Source organism: Meinhardsimonia xiamenensis, assembly GCF_900102905.1.
Classification (GTDB): Bacteria; Pseudomonadota; Alphaproteobacteria; order Rhodobacterales; family Rhodobacteraceae; genus Meinhardsimonia; species Meinhardsimonia xiamenensis.
In genome coordinates this window covers 64,586-87,378 of record NZ_FNFV01000005.1, presented here as the reverse complement: position 1 = coordinate 87,378, position 22,793 = coordinate 64,586, and the positions used below count along the sequence as shown (strand labels likewise).

The 22,793-nt window shown below is 69.3% G+C and carries 22 protein-coding genes; 13 read left to right on the top strand and 9 right to left on the bottom strand.

Annotated features, from left to right (window positions below):
• Positions 1 to 162: 162 nt before the first annotated feature.
• The 3 genes from ccmI to BLQ14_RS11330 are packed head-to-tail and all read left to right on the top strand — an operon-like array spanning position 163 to position 2,130.
• Positions 163 to 1,395 carry a c-type cytochrome biogenesis protein CcmI gene (ccmI, locus tag BLQ14_RS11340; RefSeq protein ID WP_092500686.1) on the top strand — a complete coding sequence of 411 codons (1,233 nt, stop codon included), beginning with the start codon at positions 163 to 165 and terminating at the stop codon, positions 1,393 to 1,395.
• Positions 1,392 to 1,880, top strand: coding sequence for a Holliday junction resolvase RuvX (ruvX, locus tag BLQ14_RS11335; protein ID WP_092500685.1), 489 nt, complete (start codon positions 1,392 to 1,394; stop codon positions 1,878 to 1,880). The genes ccmI and ruvX overlap by 4 nt, the downstream gene beginning before the upstream one ends.
• Entirely contained in the window at positions 1,870 to 2,130 is a 261-nt protein-coding gene (locus BLQ14_RS11330; protein WP_245657088.1) for a DUF1289 domain-containing protein, read from the top strand. Before ruvX ends, BLQ14_RS11330 begins: the two co-directional genes overlap by 11 nt.
• A gap of 10 nt (positions 2,131 to 2,140) precedes the next feature.
• Here BLQ14_RS11330 and dusA read toward each other — a convergent pair whose 3' ends face one another.
• Together dusA and BLQ14_RS11315 are read right to left on the bottom strand one after the other, a co-directional pair.
• The gene (gene dusA, locus BLQ14_RS11325) at positions 2,141 to 3,148 is read right to left on the bottom strand and encodes a tRNA dihydrouridine(20/20a) synthase DusA (protein ID WP_092500683.1); all 1,008 of its coding nucleotides are present in this window, start codon (positions 3,146 to 3,148) and stop codon (positions 2,141 to 2,143) included.
• Positions 3,149 to 3,331: 183 nt separating this feature from the next.
• Positions 3,332 to 4,402, bottom strand: coding sequence for a DUF475 domain-containing protein (locus BLQ14_RS11315; protein ID WP_211295332.1), 1,071 nt, complete (start codon positions 4,400 to 4,402; stop codon positions 3,332 to 3,334).
• Positions 4,403 to 4,615: 213 nt separating this feature from the next.
• Here BLQ14_RS11315 and BLQ14_RS11310 point away from each other — a divergent pair, with 213 nt between their 5' ends.
• The 4 genes from BLQ14_RS11310 to BLQ14_RS11295 all read left to right on the top strand — a co-directional run bounded on the left by BLQ14_RS11310 (position 4,616) and on the right by BLQ14_RS11295 (position 9,705).
• Positions 4,616 to 5,059, top strand: coding sequence for a methyltransferase family protein (locus BLQ14_RS11310; RefSeq protein WP_092500680.1), 444 nt, complete (start codon positions 4,616 to 4,618; stop codon positions 5,057 to 5,059).
• 170 nt (positions 5,060 to 5,229) lie between these two features.
• Positions 5,230 to 6,801, top strand: a complete 1,572-nt coding sequence (locus tag BLQ14_RS11305) for a Re/Si-specific NAD(P)(+) transhydrogenase subunit alpha (RefSeq protein WP_092500879.1) — start codon at positions 5,230 to 5,232, stop codon at positions 6,799 to 6,801.
• 13 nt (positions 6,802 to 6,814) lie between these two features.
• The gene (locus tag BLQ14_RS11300; protein ID WP_092500679.1) at positions 6,815 to 8,311 is read left to right on the top strand and encodes an NAD(P)(+) transhydrogenase (Re/Si-specific) subunit beta; all 1,497 of its coding nucleotides are present in this window, start codon (positions 6,815 to 6,817) and stop codon (positions 8,309 to 8,311) included.
• Positions 8,312 to 8,535: 224 nt separating this feature from the next.
• Positions 8,536 to 9,705 carry a type III PLP-dependent enzyme gene (locus BLQ14_RS11295; RefSeq protein ID WP_092500678.1) on the top strand — a complete coding sequence of 390 codons (1,170 nt, stop codon included), beginning with the start codon at positions 8,536 to 8,538 and terminating at the stop codon, positions 9,703 to 9,705.
• A 266-nt stretch (positions 9,706 to 9,971) separates the two neighbouring features.
• Here BLQ14_RS11295 and BLQ14_RS11290 read toward each other — a convergent pair whose 3' ends face one another.
• Positions 9,972 to 10,460, bottom strand: coding sequence for an Lrp/AsnC family transcriptional regulator (locus tag BLQ14_RS11290; RefSeq protein ID WP_092500677.1), 489 nt, complete (start codon positions 10,458 to 10,460; stop codon positions 9,972 to 9,974).
• A gap of 120 nt (positions 10,461 to 10,580) precedes the next feature.
• Here BLQ14_RS11290 and BLQ14_RS11285 point away from each other — a divergent pair, with 120 nt between their 5' ends.
• The 6 genes from BLQ14_RS11285 (at position 10,581) to infC (ending at position 15,384) form a co-directional block, all read left to right on the top strand.
• Positions 10,581 to 10,916 (top strand): DUF2849 domain-containing protein, encoded by a 336-nt coding sequence (locus BLQ14_RS11285; protein ID WP_092500676.1) that lies wholly within the window; start codon positions 10,581 to 10,583, stop codon positions 10,914 to 10,916.
• Positions 10,909 to 12,576: a nitrite/sulfite reductase gene (locus BLQ14_RS11280; protein WP_092500675.1), complete on the top strand. Its 1,668-nt coding sequence runs from the start codon at positions 10,909 to 10,911 to the stop codon at positions 12,574 to 12,576. The genes BLQ14_RS11285 and BLQ14_RS11280 overlap by 8 nt, the downstream gene beginning before the upstream one ends.
• On the top strand, positions 12,566 to 13,330 hold the full coding sequence (locus BLQ14_RS11275; protein ID WP_092500674.1) for a phosphoadenylyl-sulfate reductase: 765 nt from the start codon (positions 12,566 to 12,568) through the stop codon (positions 13,328 to 13,330). The genes BLQ14_RS11280 and BLQ14_RS11275 overlap by 11 nt, the downstream gene beginning before the upstream one ends.
• A gap of 97 nt (positions 13,331 to 13,427) precedes the next feature.
• Positions 13,428 to 13,814 (top strand): DUF934 domain-containing protein, encoded by a 387-nt coding sequence (locus tag BLQ14_RS11270; RefSeq protein WP_092500673.1) that lies wholly within the window; start codon positions 13,428 to 13,430, stop codon positions 13,812 to 13,814.
• A gap of 85 nt (positions 13,815 to 13,899) precedes the next feature.
• Positions 13,900 to 14,742, top strand: coding sequence for a ferredoxin--NADP reductase (locus BLQ14_RS11265; protein ID WP_092500878.1), 843 nt, complete (start codon positions 13,900 to 13,902; stop codon positions 14,740 to 14,742).
• 66 nt (positions 14,743 to 14,808) lie between these two features.
• Entirely contained in the window at positions 14,809 to 15,384 is a 576-nt protein-coding gene (gene infC, locus BLQ14_RS11260) for a translation initiation factor IF-3 (RefSeq protein ID WP_425412110.1), read from the top strand.
• 82 nt (positions 15,385 to 15,466) lie between these two features.
• On the opposite strand, the gene BLQ14_RS11255 is transcribed toward infC, so the two are convergent.
• From BLQ14_RS11255 to BLQ14_RS11230, 6 genes are all read right to left on the bottom strand, one after another.
• On the bottom strand, positions 15,467 to 16,258 hold the full coding sequence (locus tag BLQ14_RS11255; RefSeq protein WP_092500671.1) for an FAD binding domain-containing protein: 792 nt from the start codon (positions 16,256 to 16,258) through the stop codon (positions 15,467 to 15,469).
• Positions 16,259 to 16,370: 112 nt separating this feature from the next.
• Positions 16,371 to 18,737: a xanthine dehydrogenase family protein molybdopterin-binding subunit gene (locus BLQ14_RS11250; protein ID WP_092500670.1), complete on the bottom strand. Its 2,367-nt coding sequence runs from the start codon at positions 18,735 to 18,737 to the stop codon at positions 16,371 to 16,373.
• 126 nt (positions 18,738 to 18,863) lie between these two features.
• Positions 18,864 to 19,346 carry a (2Fe-2S)-binding protein gene (locus BLQ14_RS11245; protein ID WP_092500669.1) on the bottom strand — a complete coding sequence of 161 codons (483 nt, stop codon included), beginning with the start codon at positions 19,344 to 19,346 and terminating at the stop codon, positions 18,864 to 18,866.
• A gap of 100 nt (positions 19,347 to 19,446) precedes the next feature.
• On the bottom strand, positions 19,447 to 20,442 hold the full coding sequence (locus tag BLQ14_RS11240; RefSeq protein ID WP_092500668.1) for a molybdopterin-binding protein: 996 nt from the start codon (positions 20,440 to 20,442) through the stop codon (positions 19,447 to 19,449).
• Positions 20,442 to 21,446 (bottom strand): XdhC family protein, encoded by a 1,005-nt coding sequence (locus BLQ14_RS11235; RefSeq protein WP_092500667.1) that lies wholly within the window; start codon positions 21,444 to 21,446, stop codon positions 20,442 to 20,444. Before BLQ14_RS11235 ends, BLQ14_RS11240 begins: the two co-directional genes overlap by 1 nt.
• A gap of 60 nt (positions 21,447 to 21,506) precedes the next feature.
• Positions 21,507 to 22,781: a vWA domain-containing protein gene (locus BLQ14_RS11230; RefSeq protein WP_092500666.1), complete on the bottom strand. Its 1,275-nt coding sequence runs from the start codon at positions 22,779 to 22,781 to the stop codon at positions 21,507 to 21,509.
• Positions 22,782 to 22,793: the final 12 nt, after the last annotated feature.

Genomic DNA, 22,793 nt, shown 5'->3' with positions numbered 1-22,793 from the left:
TTGCCAAGGCGGAGTGCGGCACTCAGGCGGGGTTTTCCGACATGGTGATGCGCGCCCGGGCGCCGGATCGGCGCGCGCGGTTACACATCGGTGAAGCCGCGGGCCTTTTCCCTTCCGTCGTGGCGGCCTAGATGGGAGGACCATGAAAGGGAGAGGCCCGAGATGATCTTCTGGACAGTCGCCGCGCTCTTCGCGCTCGCCGTGGCGGGCGGCATCGCGCTTGCGCTTGTGCGCGGGCAGAGCGGGGAGGACGGCGCCGAGGCGACCGACATTCAGGTCTACCGCGACCAGCTTGCCGAGGTGGATCGCGACCTTGCCCGCGGCGTGATCGGCGCCGAGGAGGCCGAGCGCGCCCGGCTGGAAATCAAGCGCCGCCTGCTCGAGGCAGACCGCGCCGCGCGCGGCAGGCAGCGCGCGGGCGCGGCACCGCGCGGGGCAACGCTGGCGGCCGCGGCGCTCGCGGTGATCGTCGTCACCGCCGGCTCGCTTGCCGCCTACCGCTATCTGGGTGCACCGGGCTATCCCGACCTGCCCCTTTCCGAGCGGCTGGCCGAGGCCGAGAAGGCGCGCGCCGAGCGCCCGCGCCAGGCCGAGATGGAGGCCGAGATCGGCCAGACGCCGCCCTCGATGGCCGAGCTCGATCCGCGCTATGCCGAGCTGATGGAGAGGCTGCGCGAGGTGGTCGCCGGACGGCCGGACGATCTGCAGGGGCAGATCCTGCTCGCTCAGAACGAGGCGCGCATCGGCAATTACGGCGCCGCCTGGCGGGCTCAGGCCAAGGTCATCGAGCTGAAGGGCGAGTCCGCTTCGCCCGAGGACTGGCTGACGCTTGCCGAACTGATGATCCGGGCAGCGAACGGCTACGTCTCGCCTGAGGCGGAAGCCGCCTTGAGCCGGGTACTCGCGGATGACCCGCACAATCCGGTGGCGCGCTTCTACTCGGGGCTGATGTTTGCCCAGAACGGCCGGCCCGATGTGACCTTCCGCATCTGGCGCCCGCTTCTGGAGGAGAGCGCGCCCAATGCGCCCTGGGCGGCGCCGATCCGCGAGCGAATCACCGAGATCGCCGCGGATGCCGGCATCCGCTACAGCCCGCCCTCCGCCGGCGGCGCCCGGCCTGGGCCCACGGCCGAGGACATCGAGGCCGCGGGCCAGATGAGCGTCCAGGAGCGCCAGGCAATGATCGAGGGCATGGTGGCGCGGCTTTCCGACCGCCTCGCCTCCGAGGGCGGCCCGCCCGAGGACTGGGCGCGGCTTGTCACCGCACTTGGCGTGCTGGGCCGGGGCGAGGAGGCGGCGCGGATCTGGAGCGAGGCGCAGGAGGTCTTCGCCGGAGACACCGCCGCACTTGCCACGGTGCGCGCGGCGGCCGAGCGCGCGGGGGTGGCGCAGTGATCTTCGAGGAGATCGCGGATTTCGCGGCCGCCCTGCCCGCCCAGGGGGCGCTCGCGGGCCTCGATCTGGGGACGAAGACGATTGGTGTCGCGGTCTCTGACACCTCACGCCGCGTGGCGAGCCCGCTGACGACGATCCGGCGGCGCAAGTTCACGCTCGATGCCGAGGCGCTGCTTGCGCTCGTCGCCGAGCGCGCCATCGTGGGCCTTGTCCTCGGCCTGCCGCGCAACATGGACGGCAGCGAAGGCCCCCGCGCCCAGTCAACCCGCGCCTTTGCCCGCAACCTTGCACGCCTTGTCGATCTGCCCATCACCTTCTGGGACGAGCGCCTGTCCACCGTGGCCGCCGAGCGCGCGCTCCTCGAGGCGGATGCGTCGCGCAGGCGGCGCGGCGAGGTGATCGACCATGTCGCCGCCGGCTACATCCTTCAGGGCGCGCTCGACCGGCTCGCCCATCTCCACAGGGAGCGCGCCGGTGGCGAGTGACGACATCTGGCGCCGCGACGAGGTGGAAAGCCCCTGCGTGAAGGTCTGCGTGATCCACCCCGAGGCGCGGCTCTGCGTGGGCTGCCTGCGCAGCATCGAGGAAATCGCCCGCTGGAGCGCCATGACCCCCGATGAACGCCGGCAGGTGATCGGGGAGCTGCCCGCGCGCGCGGGCCGCATCGCCCGGCGCCGCGGCGGCCGGGCGCGCGGCGCGGCCCGCCGGCAGGCGCGCGGCGCAGGCAAGGACTGAGCCGCCCGCTTCAGGACGCGGAAAGTTCCGCAGCCGCCTCCTCCACCGCCGAAAGCGCCGCGTCATAGGCCTCAAGGCCCGCGCCCGGCCGCGCTGCCCCCTCCGAGAGCATGCGCCGCCACAGCCGCGCGCCCGGACGGCCGGCGAAAAGCCCCAGCATGTGCCGCGTGACCGCGTGCAGCCGCCCGCCCGCCTCGAGATGGCGCGCGAGATAGGGGCGCATCGCCCGGGCCACCTCGACGGGGTCGGAAAACCGCGGCGCGCTGCCGAAGATCTCGCCATCGGCGGCAATCAGGATGTCGGCCGGGCGCTGATAGGCGGCGCGCCCGATCATCACCCCGTCAAGCCCCGCGGCCAGATGCTCCCGCGCCTCGGCAAGGCCGGCGATCCCGCCGTTGAGCGAGATGTGAAGATCGGGAAAGGCGCGCTTCATCTCGTGCACAAGGCCGTAGTCGAGCGGCGGAATCTCGCGGTTCTCCTTTGGCGACAAACCCTTGAGCCAGGCCTTGCGGGCATGGACCGTCACCCGCCGCACCCCGGCCGCGCGGATCACCTCGAGAAAGCGCGGCAGCACCTCGCGCGGCTCGTCCTCGTCCACGCCGATGCGGCACTTCACCGTCACCTCCCGCGCCTGCGCCGCCGCCATCGCTGCCACGCAGTCGCCGACAAGCGCCGGGGTCTTCATCAGCACCGCGCCGAAGCAGCCCGACTGCACCCGGTCCGAGGGGCAGCCGACATTGAGGTTGATCTCGTCATAGCCCTCATCGGCACCGATCCGCGCGGCATGCGCCAGCTCGGCCGGGTCCGAGCCGCCAAGCTGCAGCGCCACCGGGTGCTCGGCGGGATCGAAGGCGATGAGATGCCGCGCACCCCCGCGAACGAGCGCCGCCGAGGTGACCATCTCGGTGTAGAGCAGCGCGTGGGCGCTCATCAGCCGGTGGAAATACCGGCAGTGGCGGTCGGTCCAGTCCATCATCGGCGCGACCGAAAGCCGCGCCGCAGTACCGATTGCGTTCATTCCGTCACCATGTCTCGTCCCGCCCGCGCGCCTGCCCCGCGCGCGCCATCCGCTGCCACGGCCAGTTGCCGCCCGCAAGCACCGAACCAGCCCCGATCCAATCATCCTGGCCCAAATACCCCCGCCGGAGGCAGCCTGCGGGCCGCGGCGCAAGCCCCGCTTCGCCTTCCGGGCGCGCCGCGCTCACTCACCCGCCGTCTCCGGCCTCCCGGAGAGCGCGGCGCCGTTCCTGCGGTTCCAGCACACCGAGGACCACAGCGCCGTCCCGATCAGCCCCGCGCCGATGAAGCCGGTCACGAGCTCGGGGATGTGCACCATCGACTGGGCGAACATGATCAGCGCCAGCGCGAAGATCGAATAGAAGGCGCCATGCTCGAGAAAGCGGAACTGAGTGAGCGTCTGCCGCTCGACCAGCATTATGGTCATCGAGCGCACGTACATCGCGCCCACGCCAAGGCCAATGGCGATGAGAAAGAGGTTCTGCGTCAGCGCGAAGGCGCCGATCACCCCGTCGAAGGAGAAGCTCGCGTCAAGCACCTCGAGATAGAGAAAGCCCCCGAGCCCCGAGCGCCCCGCCGCCGCGAGAGCGCGGTCACGCGAATCGAGAAGGTGGGAGGCGATCTCGACCACCGTGAACACGACGAGCCCCAGGAGGCCGGCGAACAGGAACTCGGCCTTCTTCGCCTCGGGCAGCCGCGACGCAAAGGCGAGTAGCACCACGAGGACCACGGTAATCTGCATGCCCCGGATCGGCGCGAGCCGCCGCAGCCGCGTCTCGAGGGCGTGGATCCAGTGCACCTCCTTGCCCTCGTCGATGAAGTAGTTGAGCGCCACCATCATCAGAAACGCCCCCCCGAAGGCGGCGATCGACAGGTGCGCCTCGTTCATGATGCGGGCATATTCCTGCGGCTTCACGGCGGCGAGCTCCACCGCCGCGAGCGGCCCAAGGCGCGCGGCGAAGGCCACCACCGCCAGCGGGAAGACGATGCGCATGCCGAAGACGGCGATCAGGATGCCCCAGGTCAGGAAGCGCTGCTGCCAGACGGGGCTCATGGTCTTCAGCCGGTTGGCATTGACGATCGCATTGTCGAAGGAAAGCGAGATCTCCAGCGCCGCGAGCACGACGCCGATGACAAGAAAGGCAATCACGCCCGAAAGCGTGCCATGCGTCACCCAGCCGAGCCATCCGGCGAGCACGATGCCGAGCGCCGTCACGGCAAAGGCCCAGCGGAAATATCGCATCGCTGTGGTCATCGTCGGCCTGCCATCATGCCTCCTTCACGGCCCCGGATGCCGGCTGCCGGGAGGGCGTTGAACACGCCCCCGAGCTATGAACTCGCCAGCGTCCTTGCAAGACGACGGCCGCGGCCGGTGCGGCGCTTTCGCGTCAGCGGCCCGCTCCGCCCCCTGCGCGCCGCCTTGCCCGCCGCCCGCCCGACGCCTAGGCTCGGCGCCATGAAGTGGCCCATGAAGTGGATCGACACCCCGCCGGTCTGGCTTGCCGCCTTCTGTGCCATGGGCTGGGGGCTTGCGGTGCTCCTGCCCGAGCCGCCGCTGGGGCCCTGGTCGGTGCCGGTGGGGCCGGTGCTTGTGGCCGCAGGGCTGGTCTTGATGTTTGCCGCCGTCGTCGAGCTGCGCCGCCATCGCACGACGGTTGTGCCCCACCGCGAGGCACGGGCGCTGGTGACGACAGGCATCTACCGCTTCTCGCGCAATCCGATCTATCTCGGCGATGTGCTGTTTCTGGCGGGCTTTCTGGTCTGGCTCGGGGCCGCGCTTCCGCTTCTGCTGATCCCCGTCTTCGCCTGGGTGCTGCAGCGGCGGTTCATCATCCCCGAGGAGCGCCGCCTGCGCGCCTCCTTCGGCCCGGCCTGGGAGCGGTGGGCCGAGCGCACGCGGCGCTGGATCTGAGCGGCCGTGGGAACCCGGCACGAAACTTTGTTGCGCGCGCGCGGCAGGATGTCGCAAACTTTCGGTTGAGGGGCGCATTCCCGTGAAATGTGGCGCATTCCTGATCGGTGGTATATGAAACCTTCCGGCCGCCCGAAGAGGCGGCGGTTGTGCGAAAAGGGGCGAGAGACGTGAAGATCGGCACGCCAAAGGAGGTGGCAAGGGGGGAAGCGCGGGTCGCCATGACCCCCGAGAGCGCCCGTGCTCTGCAGAAGCTGGGCTATGAATGCCTGATCGAGTCGGGCGCGGGCGAGGCGGCAGGCTTTTCCGACGCGGAATATGAAGAAGCCGGTGTCGAAGTGGTCAAGACGGCCGCCGGTCTGTGGAAGGCCGCCGACATCGTGGCCAAGGTGCGCCCGCCCACCGAGACCGAGGCCAAGCGGCTGACGAAGGACAAGATCCTGATCTCCTTCTTCTACCCGGCCGCCAACGAGGAGCTTCTGAAACTCTGCGCCGAGAAGAAGTCCACCGTCATCGCGATGGACATGGTCCCGCGCATCTCGCGCGCCCAGAAGATGGATGCGCTGAGCTCCATGGCCAACATCGCCGGCTACCGCGCGGTGATCGAGGCGAGCGCCAATTTCGGCCGCTTCCTCAACGGTCAGGTCACGGCGGCGGGCAAGGTGCCGCCGGCCAAGGTGCTGGTGGTCGGCGCGGGCGTGGCGGGGCTTGCCGCGATCGGCGCCGCGGTGAGCCTCGGCGCGCAGGTCTATGCCTTCGACGTGCGCCCCGAGGTGGCAGAGCAGATCAAGTCGATGGGGGCGGAGTTCGTCTTTCTCGAATTCGACGAGAACCAGGATTCGGCGGCCACGGGGGGCTATGCCGCGCCGCAGTCCGAGGAGTTCCGGCAAAAGCAGCTCGAGAAGTTCCGCGAGCTTGCCCCCGAGATGGACATCGTCATCACCACCGCGCTCATCCCCAACCGCCCGGCGCCGAAGCTGTGGACCGAGGACATGGTCAAGGCCATGAAGCGCGGCTCGGTGATCGTCGATCTCGCCGCCGAGCGCGGCGGCAACTGCGATCTCACCGTGCCCGACGAGCGCATCGTCACCGAAAACGGCGTCATCATCATCGGCTACACCGACTTTCCGAGTCGCATGGCGCCTCTGGCCTCGACGATGTATGCCAACAACATCCGCCACATGGTCAGCGACCTCACGCCGAACAAGGACGGCGTGGCGGTGGTGAACATGGAGGATGACGTCATCCGCTCGGCCACCGTCACCCATGGCGGCGAGATCACATGGCCACCGCCGCCCCTGAAGGTGCAGGCCATCGCCTCGCCGGCGAAGGCACCCAAGCCCAAGGAGCTGACGCCCGAAGAAAAACGCGCCCAGGAGCTTGCCGAATTCCGCGCCGCCACGCGCCGGCAGGTGAGCCTGCTGACGCTCGGGGGCCTTGCGATGCTGCTTGTGGGCGCCTATGCGCCGGCGAGCTTCATGGCCCATTTCATCGTTTTCGTGCTCGCCGTCTTCGTCGGCTTCCAGGTGATCTGGAACGTCGCCCACAGCCTGCACACGCCGCTGATGGCAGTCACCAACGCCATCTCCTCGATCATCATCGTGGGCGCGCTCATGCAGATGGGATCGGGTTCATGGCTCGTGGTGGTGCTTGCCGCCGCCTCGGTGTTCATGGCCGCGATCAACATCTTCGGCGGCTTCCTCGTCACCCGGCGCATGCTCGCCATGTTCCAGAAGTCCTGAGGAGGCGGAGATCATGGGAACCAGTTTCACCGTTGCGGTCTATGTCGTTGCCGCCGTCCTCTTCATCCTGTCGCTGGGCGGGCTGTCGAACCAGGAGAGCGCCAAGCGCGCCGTCTGGTACGGCATCGTCGGCATGGCGCTGGCGGTCGTCGCCACGCTCGCCGGGCCCGGTGCGGGGCTTTGGGGGCTGTCGCTGATCCTGATCGCCGCGGGCGGCGTGATCGGCTGGTATGTGGCCAAGCGGGTGCAGATGACGGAGATGCCCCAGCTTGTCGCGGCCATGCACAGCCTCGTCGGCCTCGCGGCCGTCTTCGTGGGCTTCAACGCCCATCTCGAGATCGGGCGCGTCACCGCCGCCTACATGGCCGCCGGGATCCCCTTTCCGCTGCCCGAGCACGCCAACGCCGATGTGGTGGCGGCGGCCAAGCCGGTGATCGGCCAGTTTCAGGGCTTCGCCGCGGTCGTGGCCAAGAAGACCGCTGCCGAGATCGCGGTGCTCAGGCTCGAGCTCTTCCTCGGGATCCTGATCGGGGCGGTGACCTTCACGGGCTCCGTGGTGGCCTTCGGCAAGCTCGCGGGCAAGATCACCTCGGCGGCGAAGAAGCTGCCGGGGGGGCACGCGCTCAACGCCGCTGCCGCGCTCGTCTCGCTTCTGTGCATCGTGTGGTATTTCCAGAGCGGCGGGCTTCTGCCGCTCCTCGTGATGACGCTCGCCGCGCTCTTCGTCGGCTATCACCTCATCATGGGCATCGGTGGAGCCGACATGCCGGTGGTCGTCTCCATGCTCAACAGCTACTCGGGCTGGGCGGCCGCGGCGATCGGCTTCTCGCTCGGCAATGACCTGTTGATCGTGGTGGGTGCGCTCGTCGGCTCCTCGGGTGCGATCCTGAGCTACATCATGTGCCGGGCGATGAACCGTTCCTTCATCTCGGTGATCCTCGGCGGCTTCGGCGGCACCGGCGGGCCTGCGGCCGAGGTCTCGGGCGAGATGGTGCCGATCGACCCCGACGGCGCGGCCGCGCTTCTTGAGGAGGCCGATTCGATCATCATCGTGCCGGGCTACGGCATGGCGGTGGCGCAGGCACAGAACGCCGTCGCCGAGCTCACGCGCAAGCTGCGGGCGAAGGGCAAGGAGGTGCGCTTTGCCATCCATCCCGTCGCCGGGCGGCTGCCGGGGCACATGAACGTGCTTCTGGCCGAGGCGCGGGTGCCCTATGACATCGTGCTGGAGATGGACGAGATCAACGACGACTTCCCCAATACCGATGTCGTCATCGTCATCGGCGCCAACGACATCGTGAACCCCGCCGCGCAGGAGGATCCGAACTCGCCCATCGCCGGCATGCCGGTTCTGGAGGTGTGGAAGGCCAAGAACGTGATCGTGCTCAAGCGCGGTCAGGGCACGGGCTATTCGGGCATCGAGAACCCGCTGTTCTACAAGGAGAACACGCGCATGCTCTATGGCGATGCGCGCGAGTCCATCGACGCGCTCCTGTCGCGCATCGACTGAGATCCTGCCGCCGCGCGCGGCAGACCCGGCGGCCGGCGTGCGGAATGTGCGCCGGCCGCATTTTTTTCTTGATTTTCGCGACCGGAACAGCCATGTCGCGCGCCACGGACGCCAACGCACGCGCCTCTGGCCGGAGCCCCGGCTTCGCGCCCATGCAGCGACGGTAACGTCTCCCCGCTGGAACTCGGGCCCTGTCCGGCCCCCGGTCTGTTGGAGAGAGACCCATGACCACGCTGCCCGAGGGCGCCCGCGCCCCTCGCTTCGCTTGCCTCACCCGTGCCGAGCGCTTCATCGCCGGGAGCCGCTTTGAGCGGCCGACGCTGGTGATCGACACCGAGGCCGTTGCCGCGCGCTACCGCGCGCTTGCAGCGGGGCTCGGGCGGGCCGCGATCCACTACGCGGTGAAGGCCAACCCGCACCCCGCGATCCTCGCCCGCCTCGCCGCCGAGGGCTGTCGCTTCGATGCCGCCTCCCGCGCCGAGATCGAGTCCTGCATCGCCGCGGGCGCGCGCGGCGCCGACATCAGCTTCGGCAACACCATCAAGCGGCCGGCGGACATCGCCTTCGCCCATGCCGCGGGCGTGCGCCTCTTTGCCGCCGACGCGGAGGAGGAGATTGACAAGATCGCGGCGCACGCGCCCGGCGCCTCGGTCTACATCCGCCTTGCCGTCGCCTCGAGCGAGGCCGACTGGCCGCTGAGCCGCAAGTTCGGCTGCGCGCCCGAGACGGCGCTTGCGCTCCTTGACCGGGCGCGCGCGCTGGGGCTCGAGCCGGCGGGGCTTTCCTTTCACGTCGGCTCGCAGACGCGCGCGCCCTCCATGTGGCGGCCGGTGCTCGATCAGGTCGCCGCGGTCTGGGCGGCGGCGCGGGCGGCAGGTCATGACCTGCGGCTTCTGAATATCGGCGGCGGCTTTCCCGCGGCTTACGACAGCGCCGTGCCCGCGCCGCGGACTTACGCCGAGGGGGTGATGGCGCAGGTGGACGCGCGCTTTCCCGACGCGCGCGAGATCATGGCCGAGCCGGGGCGCGGGCTTGTCGCCGAGGCGGGCGCGATCGGGGCTGAGGTGCTGCTTGTGGCGCGCAAGTCGCCCATGGATCTGCACCGCTGGGTCTATCTCGACATCGGCCGCTTCTCGGGGCTTGCGGAGTGCGAGGGCGAGGCGATCCGCTATCCGATCCTGACGGAGAAGGATGGCGAGGCGACGGGCCCCTGCATCCTCGCCGGTCCCTCCTGCGATTCGGCCGATGTGCTCTACGAGCGCCGGCCGGTGATGCTTCCCCTCTCGCTCGCCGCCGGCGACCGGGTGATCATCCGCAACGCCGGAGCCTACACCTCCACCTACGCCTCTGTCGGCTTCAACGGCTTTCCGCCGCTCGAGGTGGTGGCGATCTGAGGCGCGCAGCTGGAACGAGATGAAGCGGGGTTGAATCGGCAAGGGCAACGCACCGCGTCATCGCGGTGCCGCGGAGCGGGCGGTTCCATTCGACCTCATCCCGCTCTTGCAGCATGTGGAAGCCAAACCGATTTGCCGGAAAGCCGAACGGAGGGCATGCGGCCGCCCGGGTGGGCGCGAATGCGCCCGCCAGGGGGCGGGCGGGCGCATGCCCGGGCCGCGTCCCGCGCCCCGGGCGGAATGAAGTCGAGTGAGCGCACCGCGCTCTACAACGGCAGCTCGGTGGTGGCCTTGATCTCCTCCATCGACAGGAGCGCGGTGACGTTGAAGATCTTCACCTCCGAGATCAGCGCCTGGTAGAAGGCGTCATAGGCGCGCGCGTTCTTCACCCGCACCTTCAGGATATAGTCGATCTCGCCTGCGAGCCGGTGCGCCTCGAGAACCTCGGGGCGCGCGCGCAAGGCCTCGAGGAACCGCGCCTGCCAGCCGGCCTCGTGCTCGGAGGTGCGCACGAGCACGAAGAAGCAGGCCTCGAGCCCCAGAGCGTCCGGGTCGAGAATCACCGTCTCCTTGCGGATCACGCCGGCGGCCTTGAGCTTGCGGATGCGGTTCCATACCGGGGTCTTCGACGAGCCCACCGCGCGGGCGATCTCGTCAAGCGAGCGGGAGGCGTCGCGCTGCAGTTCGGCGAGGATTTTCCGGTCAAGCTCGTCAAGCCGGACCGGCGTTTCCTCCTTCGCCCGATCTTGGGACATCGTCTTTTCCCTTCACCTTTTGGAGAACAAGTGTTCTTATTTTTCCGACCCTATGGCGTTTCGTGGGGAAAATCTCCTAATTTCCCGCCAAAGGCAAGCCATGCAGAGCAGGAGGTTGCCATGACGAGCGCATCACCGAGGCGCAAACCCGGCGCACCCCAGGCGCAGGTGGTTACCGCCAACGAGCTTCTGGGCGGCGAGGTGGTGTATCTCACCGCCGATGACCGCTGGACACCGCGCATTGCCGAGGCCGAGCTGATCGAGGACGAGGCGCATGCGCAGATCCGGCTTCTGTTCGCGCAGGGCCAGCCCGACCGGGTGGTCGGCGCCTATCTCGCCCCCGCCCGCCGCGGCCCTGGCGGCGCGGTCGAGCCTGCGCATTTCCGCGAGGCGTTCCGCGCCAAGGGTCCTTCCAACTACCCCCACGGCAAGCAGGAGGCCCTGGGAAATGTATGAGTATTCCGCAGAGGACCGCGCCTTTCTGGCCGAGCGCATCAGGCAGTTCCGCGCCCAGGTCGCGCGCCGGCTCGACGGCTCGCTGACCGAGGACGAATTCCGCCCGCTGAGGCTGATGAACGGCGTCTATCTGCAGCTGCACGCCTACATGCTGCGGGTGGCCATCCCCTACGGCACGCTCAACCCGCGCCAGCTGCGCCAGCTCGCCATGATCGCGGAGCGGTGGGACAAGGGCTACGGCCATTTCACCACGCGCCAGAACATCCAGTTCAACTGGCCGCGGCTGATCGACATTCCCGACATCCTCGAGGCGCTGGCCGAGGTCGACATGCACGCCATCCAGACCTCGGGCAACACCGTGCGCAATGTCACCGCCGATCACTTCGCCGGCGCCGCCGCCGACGAGATCGCCGACCCGCGCCCCTGGGCCGAGCTTCTGCGCCAGTGGTCCACCGACCACCCCGAATTCCAGTTCCTGCCGCGCAAGTTCAAGATCGCCATCACCGGAAGCCCGCGGGACCGGGCGGCGACGGCTGTTCACGACATCGGGCTGAGGATCGTGCGCAACGCCGACGGGGCGGAAGGCTTCGAGGTGCTGGTGGGCGGCGGGCTCGGGCGCACGCCGATGCTCGGCAAGGTCGTGCGCAGTTTCCTGCCCAAGGAAGACCTGCTGCCCTACGTCGAGGCGATCCTGAGCGTCTTCAACGAGTTCGGACGGCGCGACAACAAGTACAAGGCGCGCATCAAGATCATCGTGCACGAGCTGGGCATCGAGCGCATCCGCGAGCTCGTGGAGGCCCGCTTTGCCGAGCTGCGCCCCAGCTTCACCGGCGTCGATCAGGAGGTGCTCGCGCGGATTGCGCGGATGTTCCGCGCACCCGATTTCGTCCGCCGCGACACCGCCCCCTTCGAGGCCGCCCGCGCGGCCGACCCGGTTTTCCGCGCCTGGGCCGACACCAACCTCGCCCCCCACCGGACCGAGGGCTACGCCATCGCGACCATCAGCCTGAAGGCCCATGGCGCGACGCCGGGCGATGCCACCGCCGCGCAGATGCGCCTTGTCGCCGATCTCGCCGAGGAGTTCGGCCACGGCGAGATCAGGGTGAGCCACGAGCAGAACCTCGTGCTGCCGCATGTCCACAAGGCCGATCTGCCCGAGATCCACGCCCGGCTGAAGGCCGCGGGGCTGGCCACGGCCAATGTCGGGCTTGCCTCCGACATCATCTCCTGCCCCGGCATGGATTACTGCGCGCTCGCGACCGCGCGCTCCATTCCCGTCGCCCAGGGCATTGCCCGGCGCGTGGAGGAACTCAGGATCGAGCATGAAGTGGGCCCGATGAAGATCAAGATCTCGGGCTGCATCAACGCCTGCGGCCACCATCACCTGGGCGACATCGGCATTCTCGGCCTCGAGCGTGCGGGCGTGGAGACCTATCAGATCACGCTGGGCGGCGACGCCGGGCCCGAGGCGGCCATCGGCAGCCGGACCGGCCCGGGCTTCTCCTACGACGAGATCGTGCCCGCGGTGGAGCGGCTGATGCTGGCCTATCTCGAGCTGCGCGAGAGCCCCGCGGAACGGTTTGGCGAGACGTTGCGGCGGGTGGGCCACGCGCCCTTCCACGCCGCGCTCTATGGCGAGGAGAAGGCCGATGCCGCTTGATGCCGAAACCCGGACGCTCGCGGAGCGGGCGGCCGCGCTTGACGCCCGTCTCGAGGGAGCGGCGGCGGAGGAGATCCTTGCCGCCGCGCTGGCCGAGGAGGCGCTGGCCCCGCTTGCGCTGGTCAGCTCCTTCGGCGCCGAGTCGGTGGTGCTCTTGCACATGGTCTCGCGCCTTGAGCCGTCGCTGCCGGTGCTGTTTCTCGACACCGAGATGCTGTTTGCCGAGACGCTGGCCTATCAGCGGCGGCTGGCCGAGGAACTGGGCCTCAAAGACGTGCGCCGGATCACCCCCGACCGCGCCGAGGTGCTCAGGCGCGATCCCGACGGCATCCTGCACCTGTCGGACCCGGACGGATGCTGCACCCTGCGCAAGACCGAGCCGCTCGCGGCCGCGCTCGAGGGCTTTGCCGCCTGGATCACCGGGCGCAAGCGCTATCAGGGCGGTGCCCGGCGCGCGCTGCCGGTGGTCGAGGCGGAAACCGGAACGGGACGCCTGAAGATCAATCCGCTGGCGCGCTGGTCGGCCGAGGAGGTGCGCGGCTACATGGACGCACACGAGCTGCCGCGCCATCCGCTGGTGAGCCTCGGCTACCGATCGATCGGCTGCGCGCCCTGCACCCAGCCGACCTCGGACGACGAGGATCCGCGCGCCGGGCGCTGGCCGGGCCGGGCGAAGACCGAATGCGGCATCCACTTCATCGGTGGGCGCGCGGTGCGCGGCCCCGGCCCCGACGGAGCGGCGGCGCGCGGCTGAGGCGCGGGGGGAGCGCGGCTTGCGCCGCGCGCCTTCGGCGAGGGTATTTGAACCAGGATGATGACACCCGGCACGGCCCCGGGTTGGAGGACAGGACATGACGGTGATCGTGACCGACAAGGGCTTTTCGCCCGACGACTGGCAGGGCGGCTTCGAGGCGCCGCGCGCGCTCGAGCTGGCTCCGGACACGAATGTTCTGGAGCTTGCCGGCCGGCTCGACGGCGTGGAGATGATCCGCGTGCTGTTTCCGAGCTTTGCCGACGGGCGCGGTTTCACCATTGCCCGGCGGCTGCGGCTGATGGGCTATCGCGGGCGGCTGCGGGCGGCGGGTCACGTCATTGCCGAGCAGTATGCCATGGCCCGGCGCTCGGGGTTCGACGAGGTCGAGATCGATGATGCGCTCGCCCGCCGCCAGCCTGAAGAGCAGTGGCTTTCCCGCGCCAACTGGCGCGAGCACGACCATCAGTCGCGGCTGCGCGGCTGATGCGGCCCTTTTCCTGATCCAGATCAACGACTATCAGAGGCTCCGGCGGTATCGGGCCACCGACCCCGCCGGATGATGCATGAAGATGACCGAGCTCAGACCCGTGACCGACACCGCCGCCGCCACCCCCGCGCCGAGGAAGCCCGCCCTGCCCGATGCGCAGACCGTGACCGAGGTGCAGCATTACACCGACAGGCTGTTCCGCTTCCGGGTGACGCGGCCGCCGAGCTTCCGCTTTCGCGCCGGCGAATTCGTGATGATCGGGCTCATGGGCGACAACGGCAAGCCCTTGCTGCGCGCCTATTCGATCGCCTCGCCGAGCTGGGAAGACGAGCTCGAGTTCTACTCGATCAAGGTGCCGAACGGGCCGTTGACCTCGCGGCTTCAGCACATTCGCCCGGGCGATCAGATCATCCTGCGCCCCAAACCCGTGGGCACGCTGGTGCATGACGCGCTCCTGCCCGGCAAGCGGCTCTGGTTCTTCGCCACCGGCACCGGGATCGCCCCCTTCGCCTCGCTCCTGCGCGAGCCGGAAACCTGGGAGAAATACGATCAGGTCATTCTGACCCACACCTGCCGGGAGGTGGGCGAGCTGACCTACGGGCGCGAGCTCATCGAGGACCTGCGCACCAATGAACTCTATCAGGAGCTCTTTGGCGCGGGCTTCGAGAAGCGGCTCCACTACTACCCCACGACCACCCGCGAGGAGAGCCACAAGATGGGCCGCATCACCGACCTGTTGCGCTCGGGCGAGGTGTTCGAGGATCTCGGGCTCGACCCGATCACGCCTGAGAAGGACCGGGCGATGATCTGCGGCAATCTTGCCTTCAACCTCGAGCTCAAGGCGCTGCTCGAGGACTGGGAGCTTGAGGAGGGCGCCAACTCCGATCCCCAGACCTATGTGGTCGAGAAGGCCTTTCTTGACTGAAACGGGCCGCCGGACGCGATTTTGCCGCTTGAAACGGCGCGGGGCGAAAGGTAGTTTCCGGTCTCGATTTTCGGCAGTGACCAGGGAGATACAGCCATAGCCCGCAGACCGCACCACGCCCCGCCCGTTCGCGATACCGGCCCCCGCGTCAACGAACGGATAAGGGCGCCCGAGATTCGCCTGATCGGCCCGGATGGACAGAACCTCGGGGTGGTGCCACCGCAAAAGGCGCTGGCGCTGGCCCAGCAGGTGGGCCTTGACCTGGTGGAGATCTCGCCCAACGCGACCCCCCCCGTCTGCAAGATCATGGACTTCGGCAAGTTCAAGTACGAGCAGCAGAAGCGGGAGGCCGAGGCGCGGAAGAAGCAGAAGACCATCGAGGTCAAGGAGGTCAAGTTCCGCCCCAACACCGACAAGCATGACTACGAGGTCAAGATGCGCAACGTGAAGCGCTTCCTCGAGCATGGCGACAAGGTGAAGGTGACGCTGCGCTTCCGGGGCCGCGAGATGGCGCATCAGGATCTCGGCCGCCAGCTTCTCGAGCGCGTCGCGGCCGATGTCGAGGGCCTCGGCAAGGTCGAGAACATGCCCAAGATGGAAGGCCGGCAGATGGTGATGATGATCGGGCCGGTCAGCCGCTGACACGCGCCGGGCCGAGTTCAGGTACCGCAAGGAAAACGCCCCGCCACTGGCGGGGCGTCGTCTTTGGCGGCGTTGCCGCGGCTCAGCCGCGCGCCGCTGCCACCGCCCGGCGCGTAAGCACACCCACGAGATGGGCGCGGTATTCCTTGGTGCCGTGGATGTCGTGAATCATGTTCGCGGGGTTCATCCTCAGCCCCATCAGCGCATCGGGCCGGAATTCCTTGGAAAGCGCCTCCTCCGCCGATTCCCAGCGATAGACGCCCTCCTCGGAGGCCCCCGTCACCGCAACGCGCACCCCGTCGGCGAAGCGCGCCACGAACACGCCGACAAGCGCGAACAGCGACGCCGGTTGCTCGAACTTCTGGTAGTTCGCCGCCTGCGGGATCGGGAAGCGCACCTCGGTGATGATCTCGCCCTCCTCGAGCGCGGTGGTGAACAGCCCCTGGAAGAAGTCGTCAGCGGCGATCTCGCGGGCGTTGGTCACCACCGTGGCCCCCGAGGCCAGAACCGCGGCCGGGTAGCAGGCCGCCGGGTCGTTGTTGGCAAGTGAGCCGCCGATGGTGCCGCGGTTGCGCACCGCCGGATCGCCAATGCCCCCGGCGAGCGCGGCGAGCGCCGGGTAGTGCGCCGCCGCCTCGCGCGCCACTTCGGCATGGGTGGTGGCCGCGCCGATGCAGAGCGTGTCGCCCTCCCGGCGCACGCCCTTGAGCTCTTCGATCGCAGACAGGCTCACCAGCACCGACGGGCTTGCGAGCCGCTGCTTGAGGGTCGGTATCAGCGTCTGGCCACCCGCGAGCGGCTGGGCATCCTCGGCCTTCAGCGCTGCCAGCGCCTCGGCGAGACTTGTGGGGCGTGCGAATTCGAATTCGTACATCTCGTTCCTCCTCGGGCGGGACGTTCGGGATCAAGCACCCCGAAGCTCCCATCATCCTGGTCCAAATACCCAATTCCGGCGGCGGAACCGGGCGCGCCGCCGCCCGATACGCTCAGCCGTGGATCGCCTGCCACACCCGCGCCGGGGTCAGCGGCATGTCGATATGGGTCACATGGGTGTGGCCTGCGCGATGCAGCGCGTCGATCACCGCATTGACCACGGCCGGCGGCGAGCCGATGGCACCGGCCTCCCCGCAGCCCTTCACTCCGAGCGGGTTGTGGGTGCAGGGCGTCTTGCAGGAATGGTCGACGGTGAAGAATGGCAGGTTCGAGGCCCGCGGCATCGCGTAGTCCATGTAGGAGCCGGTCAGAAGCTGGCCGTTCTCGTCATAGACGCAGCCTTCAAGCAGCGCCTGGCCGATGCCCTGGCCGAGCCCGCCATGCACCTGCCCGTCGACGATCATCGGGTTGATGACATTGCCGAAATCGTCGGCGGCGGCGAAGCGGTCGATGGTGACCTTGCCGGTCTCTGGGTCAACCTCCACCTCGCAGGCGTAGGCGCCGGCGGGGAAGGTGAAGTTGGCCGGATCATAGAAGGCCGTCTCCTCAAGCCCCGGCTCGAGCTCCTCGAGCGGGTAGTTGTGGGGCACATAGGCCGCAAGGCAGACGTCACCCCAGGCAATCCGCTTGTCGGTGCCCTTGACGATGAACTCCCCGCCCTTCAGCTCGATGTCCTCGGGTGCCGCCTCCATCAGATGCGCGGCGATCTTCGTGGCTTTGGCGATCACCTTCTCGGCCGCCCGCACCATTGCCGCGCCGCCCACCGCGATGGAGCGCGAGCCATAGGTGCCCATGCCCATCGGCGTGTTGGCGGTGTCGCCATGGACGATCTCGACCATCGACTCGTCGATGCCGATCATCTCGGCGATCACCTGCGGGAAGGTCGTCTCATGCCCCTGCCCGTGGCTGTGCGCGCCAGTCATCACCACCACGCCGCCGGTGGCGTTTACCCGCACCGTGGCGCTCTCGTAGAGCCCTGCCCGCGCGCCGAGCTGGCCGACGAGGTTCGAGGGCGCGATGCCGCAGGCCTCGATGTAGCAGTTCACCCCGAGCCCGCGCAGAAGGCCCTTCTCCTCGCTCGCCTTGCGCCGCGCCTCGAAGCCGTCGAGATCGGCGATCTCGATGAGCTTGTCCATGGTGCAATGGTAGTTGCCCGTGTCGTAGACCAGCGCCACCGGCGTCTGATAGGGAAACTCGGTGATGAAGTTCTTGCGCCGGATCTCGATGGGGTCCATCCCCAGCTCGCGCGCAGCCTTGTCGATCACGCGCTCAAGCTGATACGTCGCCTCCGGCCGCCCGGCCCCGCGATACGCATCGACCGGCACGGTGTTGGTGAACACCGCCTTCACGTTCACATAGATGAGCGGGGTCTTGTAGTTGCCCGCCATCAGCGTGCCGTGCAGCCACGTCGGCACCGAGGGCGCGAAGGTCGAGAGATACGCGCCGAGGTTGGCCAGCGTCTCGGTGCGGACGGCGAGGAAGTTCCCCTCCTTGTCGAGCGCAAGCTCGATCTTCGTCACATGGTCGCGGCCGTGGGCGTCCGACATGAAGGACTCCCAGCGCTGCGCCGTCCATTTGACCGGCCGCTTGAGCTGTCTGGCGGCAAAGGTGCAGAAGGCTTCCTCGGCATAGTGGAAGATCTTCGAACCGAAGCCGCCGCCCACGTCGGGCGCGACCACCCGCAGCTTGTGCTCGGGGATGCCGAGCACGAAGGCGCCCATCAGAAGCCGGATCACATGCGGGTTCTGCGAGGTGGTGTAGAGCGTCGACTCGTCGGTGCCGGGGTTGTAGTCGCCGATCGCCACCCGCGGTTCCATGGCGTTGGGAACCAGCCGGTTGTTGACGAGCTCGAGCGTGGTGACATGCGGCGCGTTGCGGATCGCCTCGTCCACCGCCTCGCGGTTTTCCTCGACGAAGCCCCAGTCATAGCAGAGGTTGTTCTTCAGATCGTCGTGCACCTTCGGCGCGTCGTCGGCGAGGGCGGCGCGCATGTCCACCACAGCCGGCAGCTCCTCGATGTCGGGCACCACCTTCTCGGCCGCGTCGCGCGCCTGCTCGTAGGTCTCGGCCACCACCGCGGCGATGATCTCGCCGACATGGCGCACCTTGCCCTGCGCAAGCACCGGGTGCGCGGGCTCCTGCATCGGCTGGCCGAAACGGTCCGTCACCTGCCAGCCGCAGGGCAGCCCGCCCACGCCCTCGAAATCCTTGCCGGTGAAGACACGCAGGACACCGGGGCTCGCCTCGGCCGCCGAGGTGTCGACGCCCTTCAGAATGCCATGCGCCACCTGGCTGCGCACGAAAGCCACGTAGGCCTGTCCGGGCAGGTTGATGTCGTCGGTGTAACGCCCCCGCCCGGTGAGAAACCGGACATCCTCGCGCCGCTTCTGGCTGGCGCCAATGCCATGATCCTTTGGCATTTCCTTCCTCCCTTGTCTCCTGCGGCCGGCGCCTTGCGCTCCGGCCCGCGCCTTGCGGCGCCTCCTCCCGTCTCGCGCGGCGGGGCGGGCGCATGACCGCGCGCCGCCGGGCGCATGCGGGAGCGGTTATTCGGCGGCGATGCTCACATCCTGCCCCGAGGCGGCGAGGATCGCCTTGACGATGTTGTGATAGCCGGTGCAGCGGCAGAGGTTGCCGTCAAGATAATGGCGGATCTCCGCCTCGGTCGGCTTGGGGTTCTCGGCCAGGAGCGCGGCCGCGCTCATCACCATCCCCGGCGTGCAGAAGCCGCACTGGAGACCGTGATGGTCCTGAAACGCCTGCTGGATAACCGACAGCGAGCCGTCAGGGTTGGCCATGCCCTCGATCGTCTTCACCTCCGCGCCCTCGGCCTCGAGCGCGAGCATCGTGCAGGACTTCACCGCGCGGCCATCGACATGCACCACGCAGGCGCCGCACTGGCTGGTGTCGCAGCCCACATGCGTGCCGGTGAGCCCCAGACCGTTGCGCAGGAAATCGACCAGAAGCGTGCGCCCCTCGACCTCGCCGGTCACGGGCTTGCCGTTCACGGTCATGGAGACCTGTGCCATCTTGCTCCTCCCATGATTGTTCGGGCGAGAGTGAAGCACGGGTTCAGGCGAATGAGAAGCCCCTGATTTTGCTTGTGCACCGATTCGCCAGGGGGCGGCGTCAGCGGCGCGCGCGCTCGCGCATCAGGCCGCGCGCGGGGATGTCCTTGAGAAGCCCCCCCACCCCCATGGCGGCAATGTCGTCAGCGCTCGGCCAAAGCCCGCAGACCACCCGCTCGAGCACCCAGTCCGCCCCGTTCAGCGCCGGCGAGCGCGCACAGCCCGGAAGCCCGATCACCGGCCGTGCGCCGATGCGGCCCAGAAACAGGAGATTGCCCGGATCGACGGGCATGCCGAACCGTTCCACCACCCCGCCCGCGCGCCGCACCGCCTCGGGGCCCACGTCGCGCGGGTCGGAGGTGGCCGAGGCGGTGAGGATCAGGGCGAGGTCGGTGGTCACTTCCGCGAGCGCCCCGGCGAGCAGCCCGACCCGGTGGGGCACCACCCTCACCTCGGCAAGCTCCATCCCGAGCGCGGCAAGCCGCGCGCGCGTCGCCTCCTCGCCCTTGCCGGGGCCGCTGCCGATGTCGGTGATGATCAGGCTCGCCGTCTTCAGCCGCACCGGCGCCACCCGCAGCGCCCCGCGCGCCGCGAGCGCCGCCGCCTCCACCGAGGCCGCCGGCACGCCGTAGGAGATGATCTTCACCGTGGCCACCATGAGCCTTTCGCCGGTGCGGGAGAAGTCGGGCAGCGTGGCGATGGTGATCATCGGGTCGACCCGGTTGGCGGCATGGATCGCCGCCGCATCGACCCGCAGCACGCCGGGGCCGCGCGCGTAGACGTTGACCCGCCCCGTCGCCGCCGGGGTCAGCGTGAGGCCCGCCGCCTCCGGCTGAGGCACGAGCGCGGCCGCCACCACCTCGGCAGCGGCATCCTCGCCCATGTCGCCGGGCTCGAGCCGGGCCACCACGACTTCGCCGAGCCCCGCCGCGGCGAGGCGGGCGATGTCATCGGCCTGCAAGAGTTGCCCCTTGCGGATGCGCCCGCCCTCCACCGGCACGGAATGGGCCAGAATGGCGCCCTCGGCGGCGGCGACGGGAACCGGGCCGAAGCGCATCAGGCGCCCTTTCTCAAGACGCGGGTGATCTCGGCCATGATCGCGATGGCGATCTCGGCGGGCGACATCGCCCCGATGTCGAGCCCCACGGGGGCATGGATGCGGGCGATCTCTTCATCGGTGAAGCCGCGCTCCTTGAGCCGCGCCACACGCTTGGCGTGGGTGCGGGTGGAGCCGAGGCAGCCGAGGTAGAAGACGTCCGACCTGAGCGCCGCCTCGATGGCGGGGTCGTCGAGCTTGGGGTCATGGGTGAGGGTGACGACGGCGGTGCGCGCGTCAAGCCCGAAGGCGGCGAGCGCCTCGTCGGGCCAGTCGTCGATGATCCGCTCGCCGGGGAATCGCGCGGCCGAGCCGAAGGTCTCGCGGGGGTCGATGAGCGCGGCGTCATAGCCCGCGAGCCGGGCCATCACCATCAGCGGCTGGGCGATGTGCACCGCGCCCACAACGGCCATGCGCAAGGGCGGGTTGTGGATGGCGATGAAGGTCCTGCCGTCGGGCTCGAAGCCGGAGCGGTCGGCGCGGAAACGCGCGGCGAGCGTCTCGCCGAGTTCCGCGTCGCCGGGGCGGGCAAGCCGGCGCGTCCAGCTCTCTGTATCCACGACATAGGCGATGGGCTCGCGCGCGGCACGGGCGGCGACAAGCTCGGCCAGCATCGCCTCGGGGATCTGCGCGCCGACCGGCTCCACCATCACCCGGATGCGCCCGCCGCAGGCGAGCCCCACCGCGAAGGCCTCGTCATCGGAGACGCCGAACTCGAGGATGCGCGCGCGCCCGTCGGCAAGCGCGTCCATGGCCTCGACCACCACCGCGCCCTCCACGCAGCCCCCCGAGACCGAGCCCTCGATCTCGCCCGCGCCCGAGACCACGAGCTGGCTGCCCACCGGCCGCGGCGCCGAGCCCCAGGTCTCCACCACCGTGGCCAGCACCGCGCCCTTGCCGGCGCGGTGCCAGTCAAGCGCGATGGCGGGGATATCCTCGTGATCGGTGCGGTCGGTCGTGGTCATGCGCCTCCTCCTTGCCCGCCGAATATGGCGCGGCGCGGCGCCCCGCGCCAGTCGCCATGCTCACCCCGCGCGCGCCAGCGCCGCGAGGCGGCCCTGCTCGCCGATCTCGTCGGGGCGGGCCAGCGCCTCGGCCAGTGCCGTGAGCGAGTCGATGTTGTGGCCGGCGCGCAGGCTGTCCACATGCGGCAGCATCGCCCGCACCCCGCGGGCAAGCGGCGCGAAGCCCTCGAAGCGCAGGAGGGGGTTGACCCAGATCACCTTGCGCGCCGAGAGGTGCAGCCGCTCCATCTCATGGGCGAGCTCCTCCGGGTCGCCCCGGTCAAGCCCGTCGGTGATGAGAATCACCACCGCCCCCTGCCCCATCACCCGCCGCGACCAGTCGCGGTTGAATTCATGCAGGCACGCACCGATGCGCGTGCCGCCCTCCCAGTCCTGCGCCTCGGCGCCGGCCGCGGCGAGCGCGGCATCGACATCGCGCTGGCGCAGGTGCCGGGTGATGTTGGTCAGCCGCGTGCCGAAGGTGAAGGCATGCACCCTGGCCCAGCCTGCGCCCCGTCTGTTGGCCACGGCATGGATGAAATGCAGGATCATCCGACTGTATTGCGACATCGAGCCGGAGATGTCGCAAAGCACCACGAGGTTGGGCCAGCGGATGCGCGGCGACTTCATCGACAGGGCGCGGATCTCGCCGCCCTGCCGCGCCGCCTTTTGCAGGGTGCGCCGCCAGTCGGCCATGCGGCCAAGGCGGCTCGTCTCGGTGCGGCGCGAGCGGATGGGGGGCACCGGCAGGGCGAGGCGCGCGAGCATCCGCTTGGCCTCGGCGATCTCGGCGGCCGACATCTGCTCGAAATCGAGGCTTCTGAGCCGCTCTTCGGCCGAGGCGGTGCGGGAAGCGTCGATGACAAGCTCCTCGCTCTCCTCCGGCGGCTCGGGCGGAGACGGCGCCTCGCGCTCCACCCCGTCAAGCAGCGCCTCGGCCGCCCGCTTCTCGGCGGGTTTTGCGCGCCGCTCCTCCTGCACGCCGCGCACCGCCGGCAGGAGCATCGCCATCATGTGCTCAAGATAGCGCGGGTCGCGCCAGAAGAGGCGGAAGACCTGATGGAAAACCGCGCGCTCCTCGGGGCGGGAGACGAAGACGGCGTGCAGCGTCCAGTAGAAATCGGCCCGCTCGGTGAAGCCCGCCGCCTGCACCGCGCGGATCGCCTCGATGGTGTGGCCGGGGCCCACGCGCAGCCCGGCCTTGCGCAGCGCACGGGCGAAGTGGGTGATGTTTTCGGCAAGCCTGCCGTCCTCGGGGATGTCGAGGGGGGTGGCTGTTCTCTCGCCGTCCGTCATTGCCGCGACCCG

What these genes read in the sequence shown, in the direction of transcription:
- ccmI (WP_092500686.1), top strand. Translation starts at nt 163, where the DNA reads ATGATCTTCTGGACAGTCGCCGCGCTCTTCGCGCTCGCCGTGGCGGGC.
- dusA (WP_092500683.1), bottom strand. Translation starts at nt 3,148, where the DNA reads ATGAACGCAATCGGTACTGCGGCGCGGCTTTCGGTCGCGCCGATGATG.
- BLQ14_RS11315 (WP_211295332.1), bottom strand. Translation starts at nt 4,402, where the DNA reads ATGACCACAGCGATGCGATATTTCCGCTGGGCCTTTGCCGTGACGGCG.
- BLQ14_RS11310 (WP_092500680.1), top strand. Translation starts at nt 4,616, where the DNA reads ATGAAGTGGATCGACACCCCGCCGGTCTGGCTTGCCGCCTTCTGTGCC.
- BLQ14_RS11300 (WP_092500679.1), top strand. Translation starts at nt 6,815, where the DNA reads ATGGGAACCAGTTTCACCGTTGCGGTCTATGTCGTTGCCGCCGTCCTC.
- BLQ14_RS11295 (WP_092500678.1), top strand. Translation starts at nt 8,536, where the DNA reads ATGACCACGCTGCCCGAGGGCGCCCGCGCCCCTCGCTTCGCTTGCCTC.
- BLQ14_RS11290 (WP_092500677.1), bottom strand. Translation starts at nt 10,460, where the DNA reads ATGTCCCAAGATCGGGCGAAGGAGGAAACGCCGGTCCGGCTTGACGAG.
- BLQ14_RS11285 (WP_092500676.1), top strand. Translation starts at nt 10,581, where the DNA reads ATGACGAGCGCATCACCGAGGCGCAAACCCGGCGCACCCCAGGCGCAG.
- BLQ14_RS11280 (WP_092500675.1), top strand. Translation starts at nt 10,909, where the DNA reads ATGTATGAGTATTCCGCAGAGGACCGCGCCTTTCTGGCCGAGCGCATC.
- BLQ14_RS11275 (WP_092500674.1), top strand. Translation starts at nt 12,566, where the DNA reads ATGCCGCTTGATGCCGAAACCCGGACGCTCGCGGAGCGGGCGGCCGCG.
- BLQ14_RS11270 (WP_092500673.1), top strand. Translation starts at nt 13,428, where the DNA reads ATGACGGTGATCGTGACCGACAAGGGCTTTTCGCCCGACGACTGGCAG.
- BLQ14_RS11265 (WP_092500878.1), top strand. Translation starts at nt 13,900, where the DNA reads ATGACCGAGCTCAGACCCGTGACCGACACCGCCGCCGCCACCCCCGCG.
- BLQ14_RS11255 (WP_092500671.1), bottom strand. Translation starts at nt 16,258, where the DNA reads ATGTACGAATTCGAATTCGCACGCCCCACAAGTCTCGCCGAGGCGCTG.
- BLQ14_RS11250 (WP_092500670.1), bottom strand. Translation starts at nt 18,737, where the DNA reads ATGCCAAAGGATCATGGCATTGGCGCCAGCCAGAAGCGGCGCGAGGAT.
- BLQ14_RS11245 (WP_092500669.1), bottom strand. Translation starts at nt 19,346, where the DNA reads ATGGCACAGGTCTCCATGACCGTGAACGGCAAGCCCGTGACCGGCGAG.
- BLQ14_RS11240 (WP_092500668.1), bottom strand. Translation starts at nt 20,442, where the DNA reads ATGCGCTTCGGCCCGGTTCCCGTCGCCGCCGCCGAGGGCGCCATTCTG.
- BLQ14_RS11235 (WP_092500667.1), bottom strand. Translation starts at nt 21,446, where the DNA reads ATGACCACGACCGACCGCACCGATCACGAGGATATCCCCGCCATCGCG.
- BLQ14_RS11230 (WP_092500666.1), bottom strand. Translation starts at nt 22,781, where the DNA reads ATGACGGACGGCGAGAGAACAGCCACCCCCCTCGACATCCCCGAGGAC.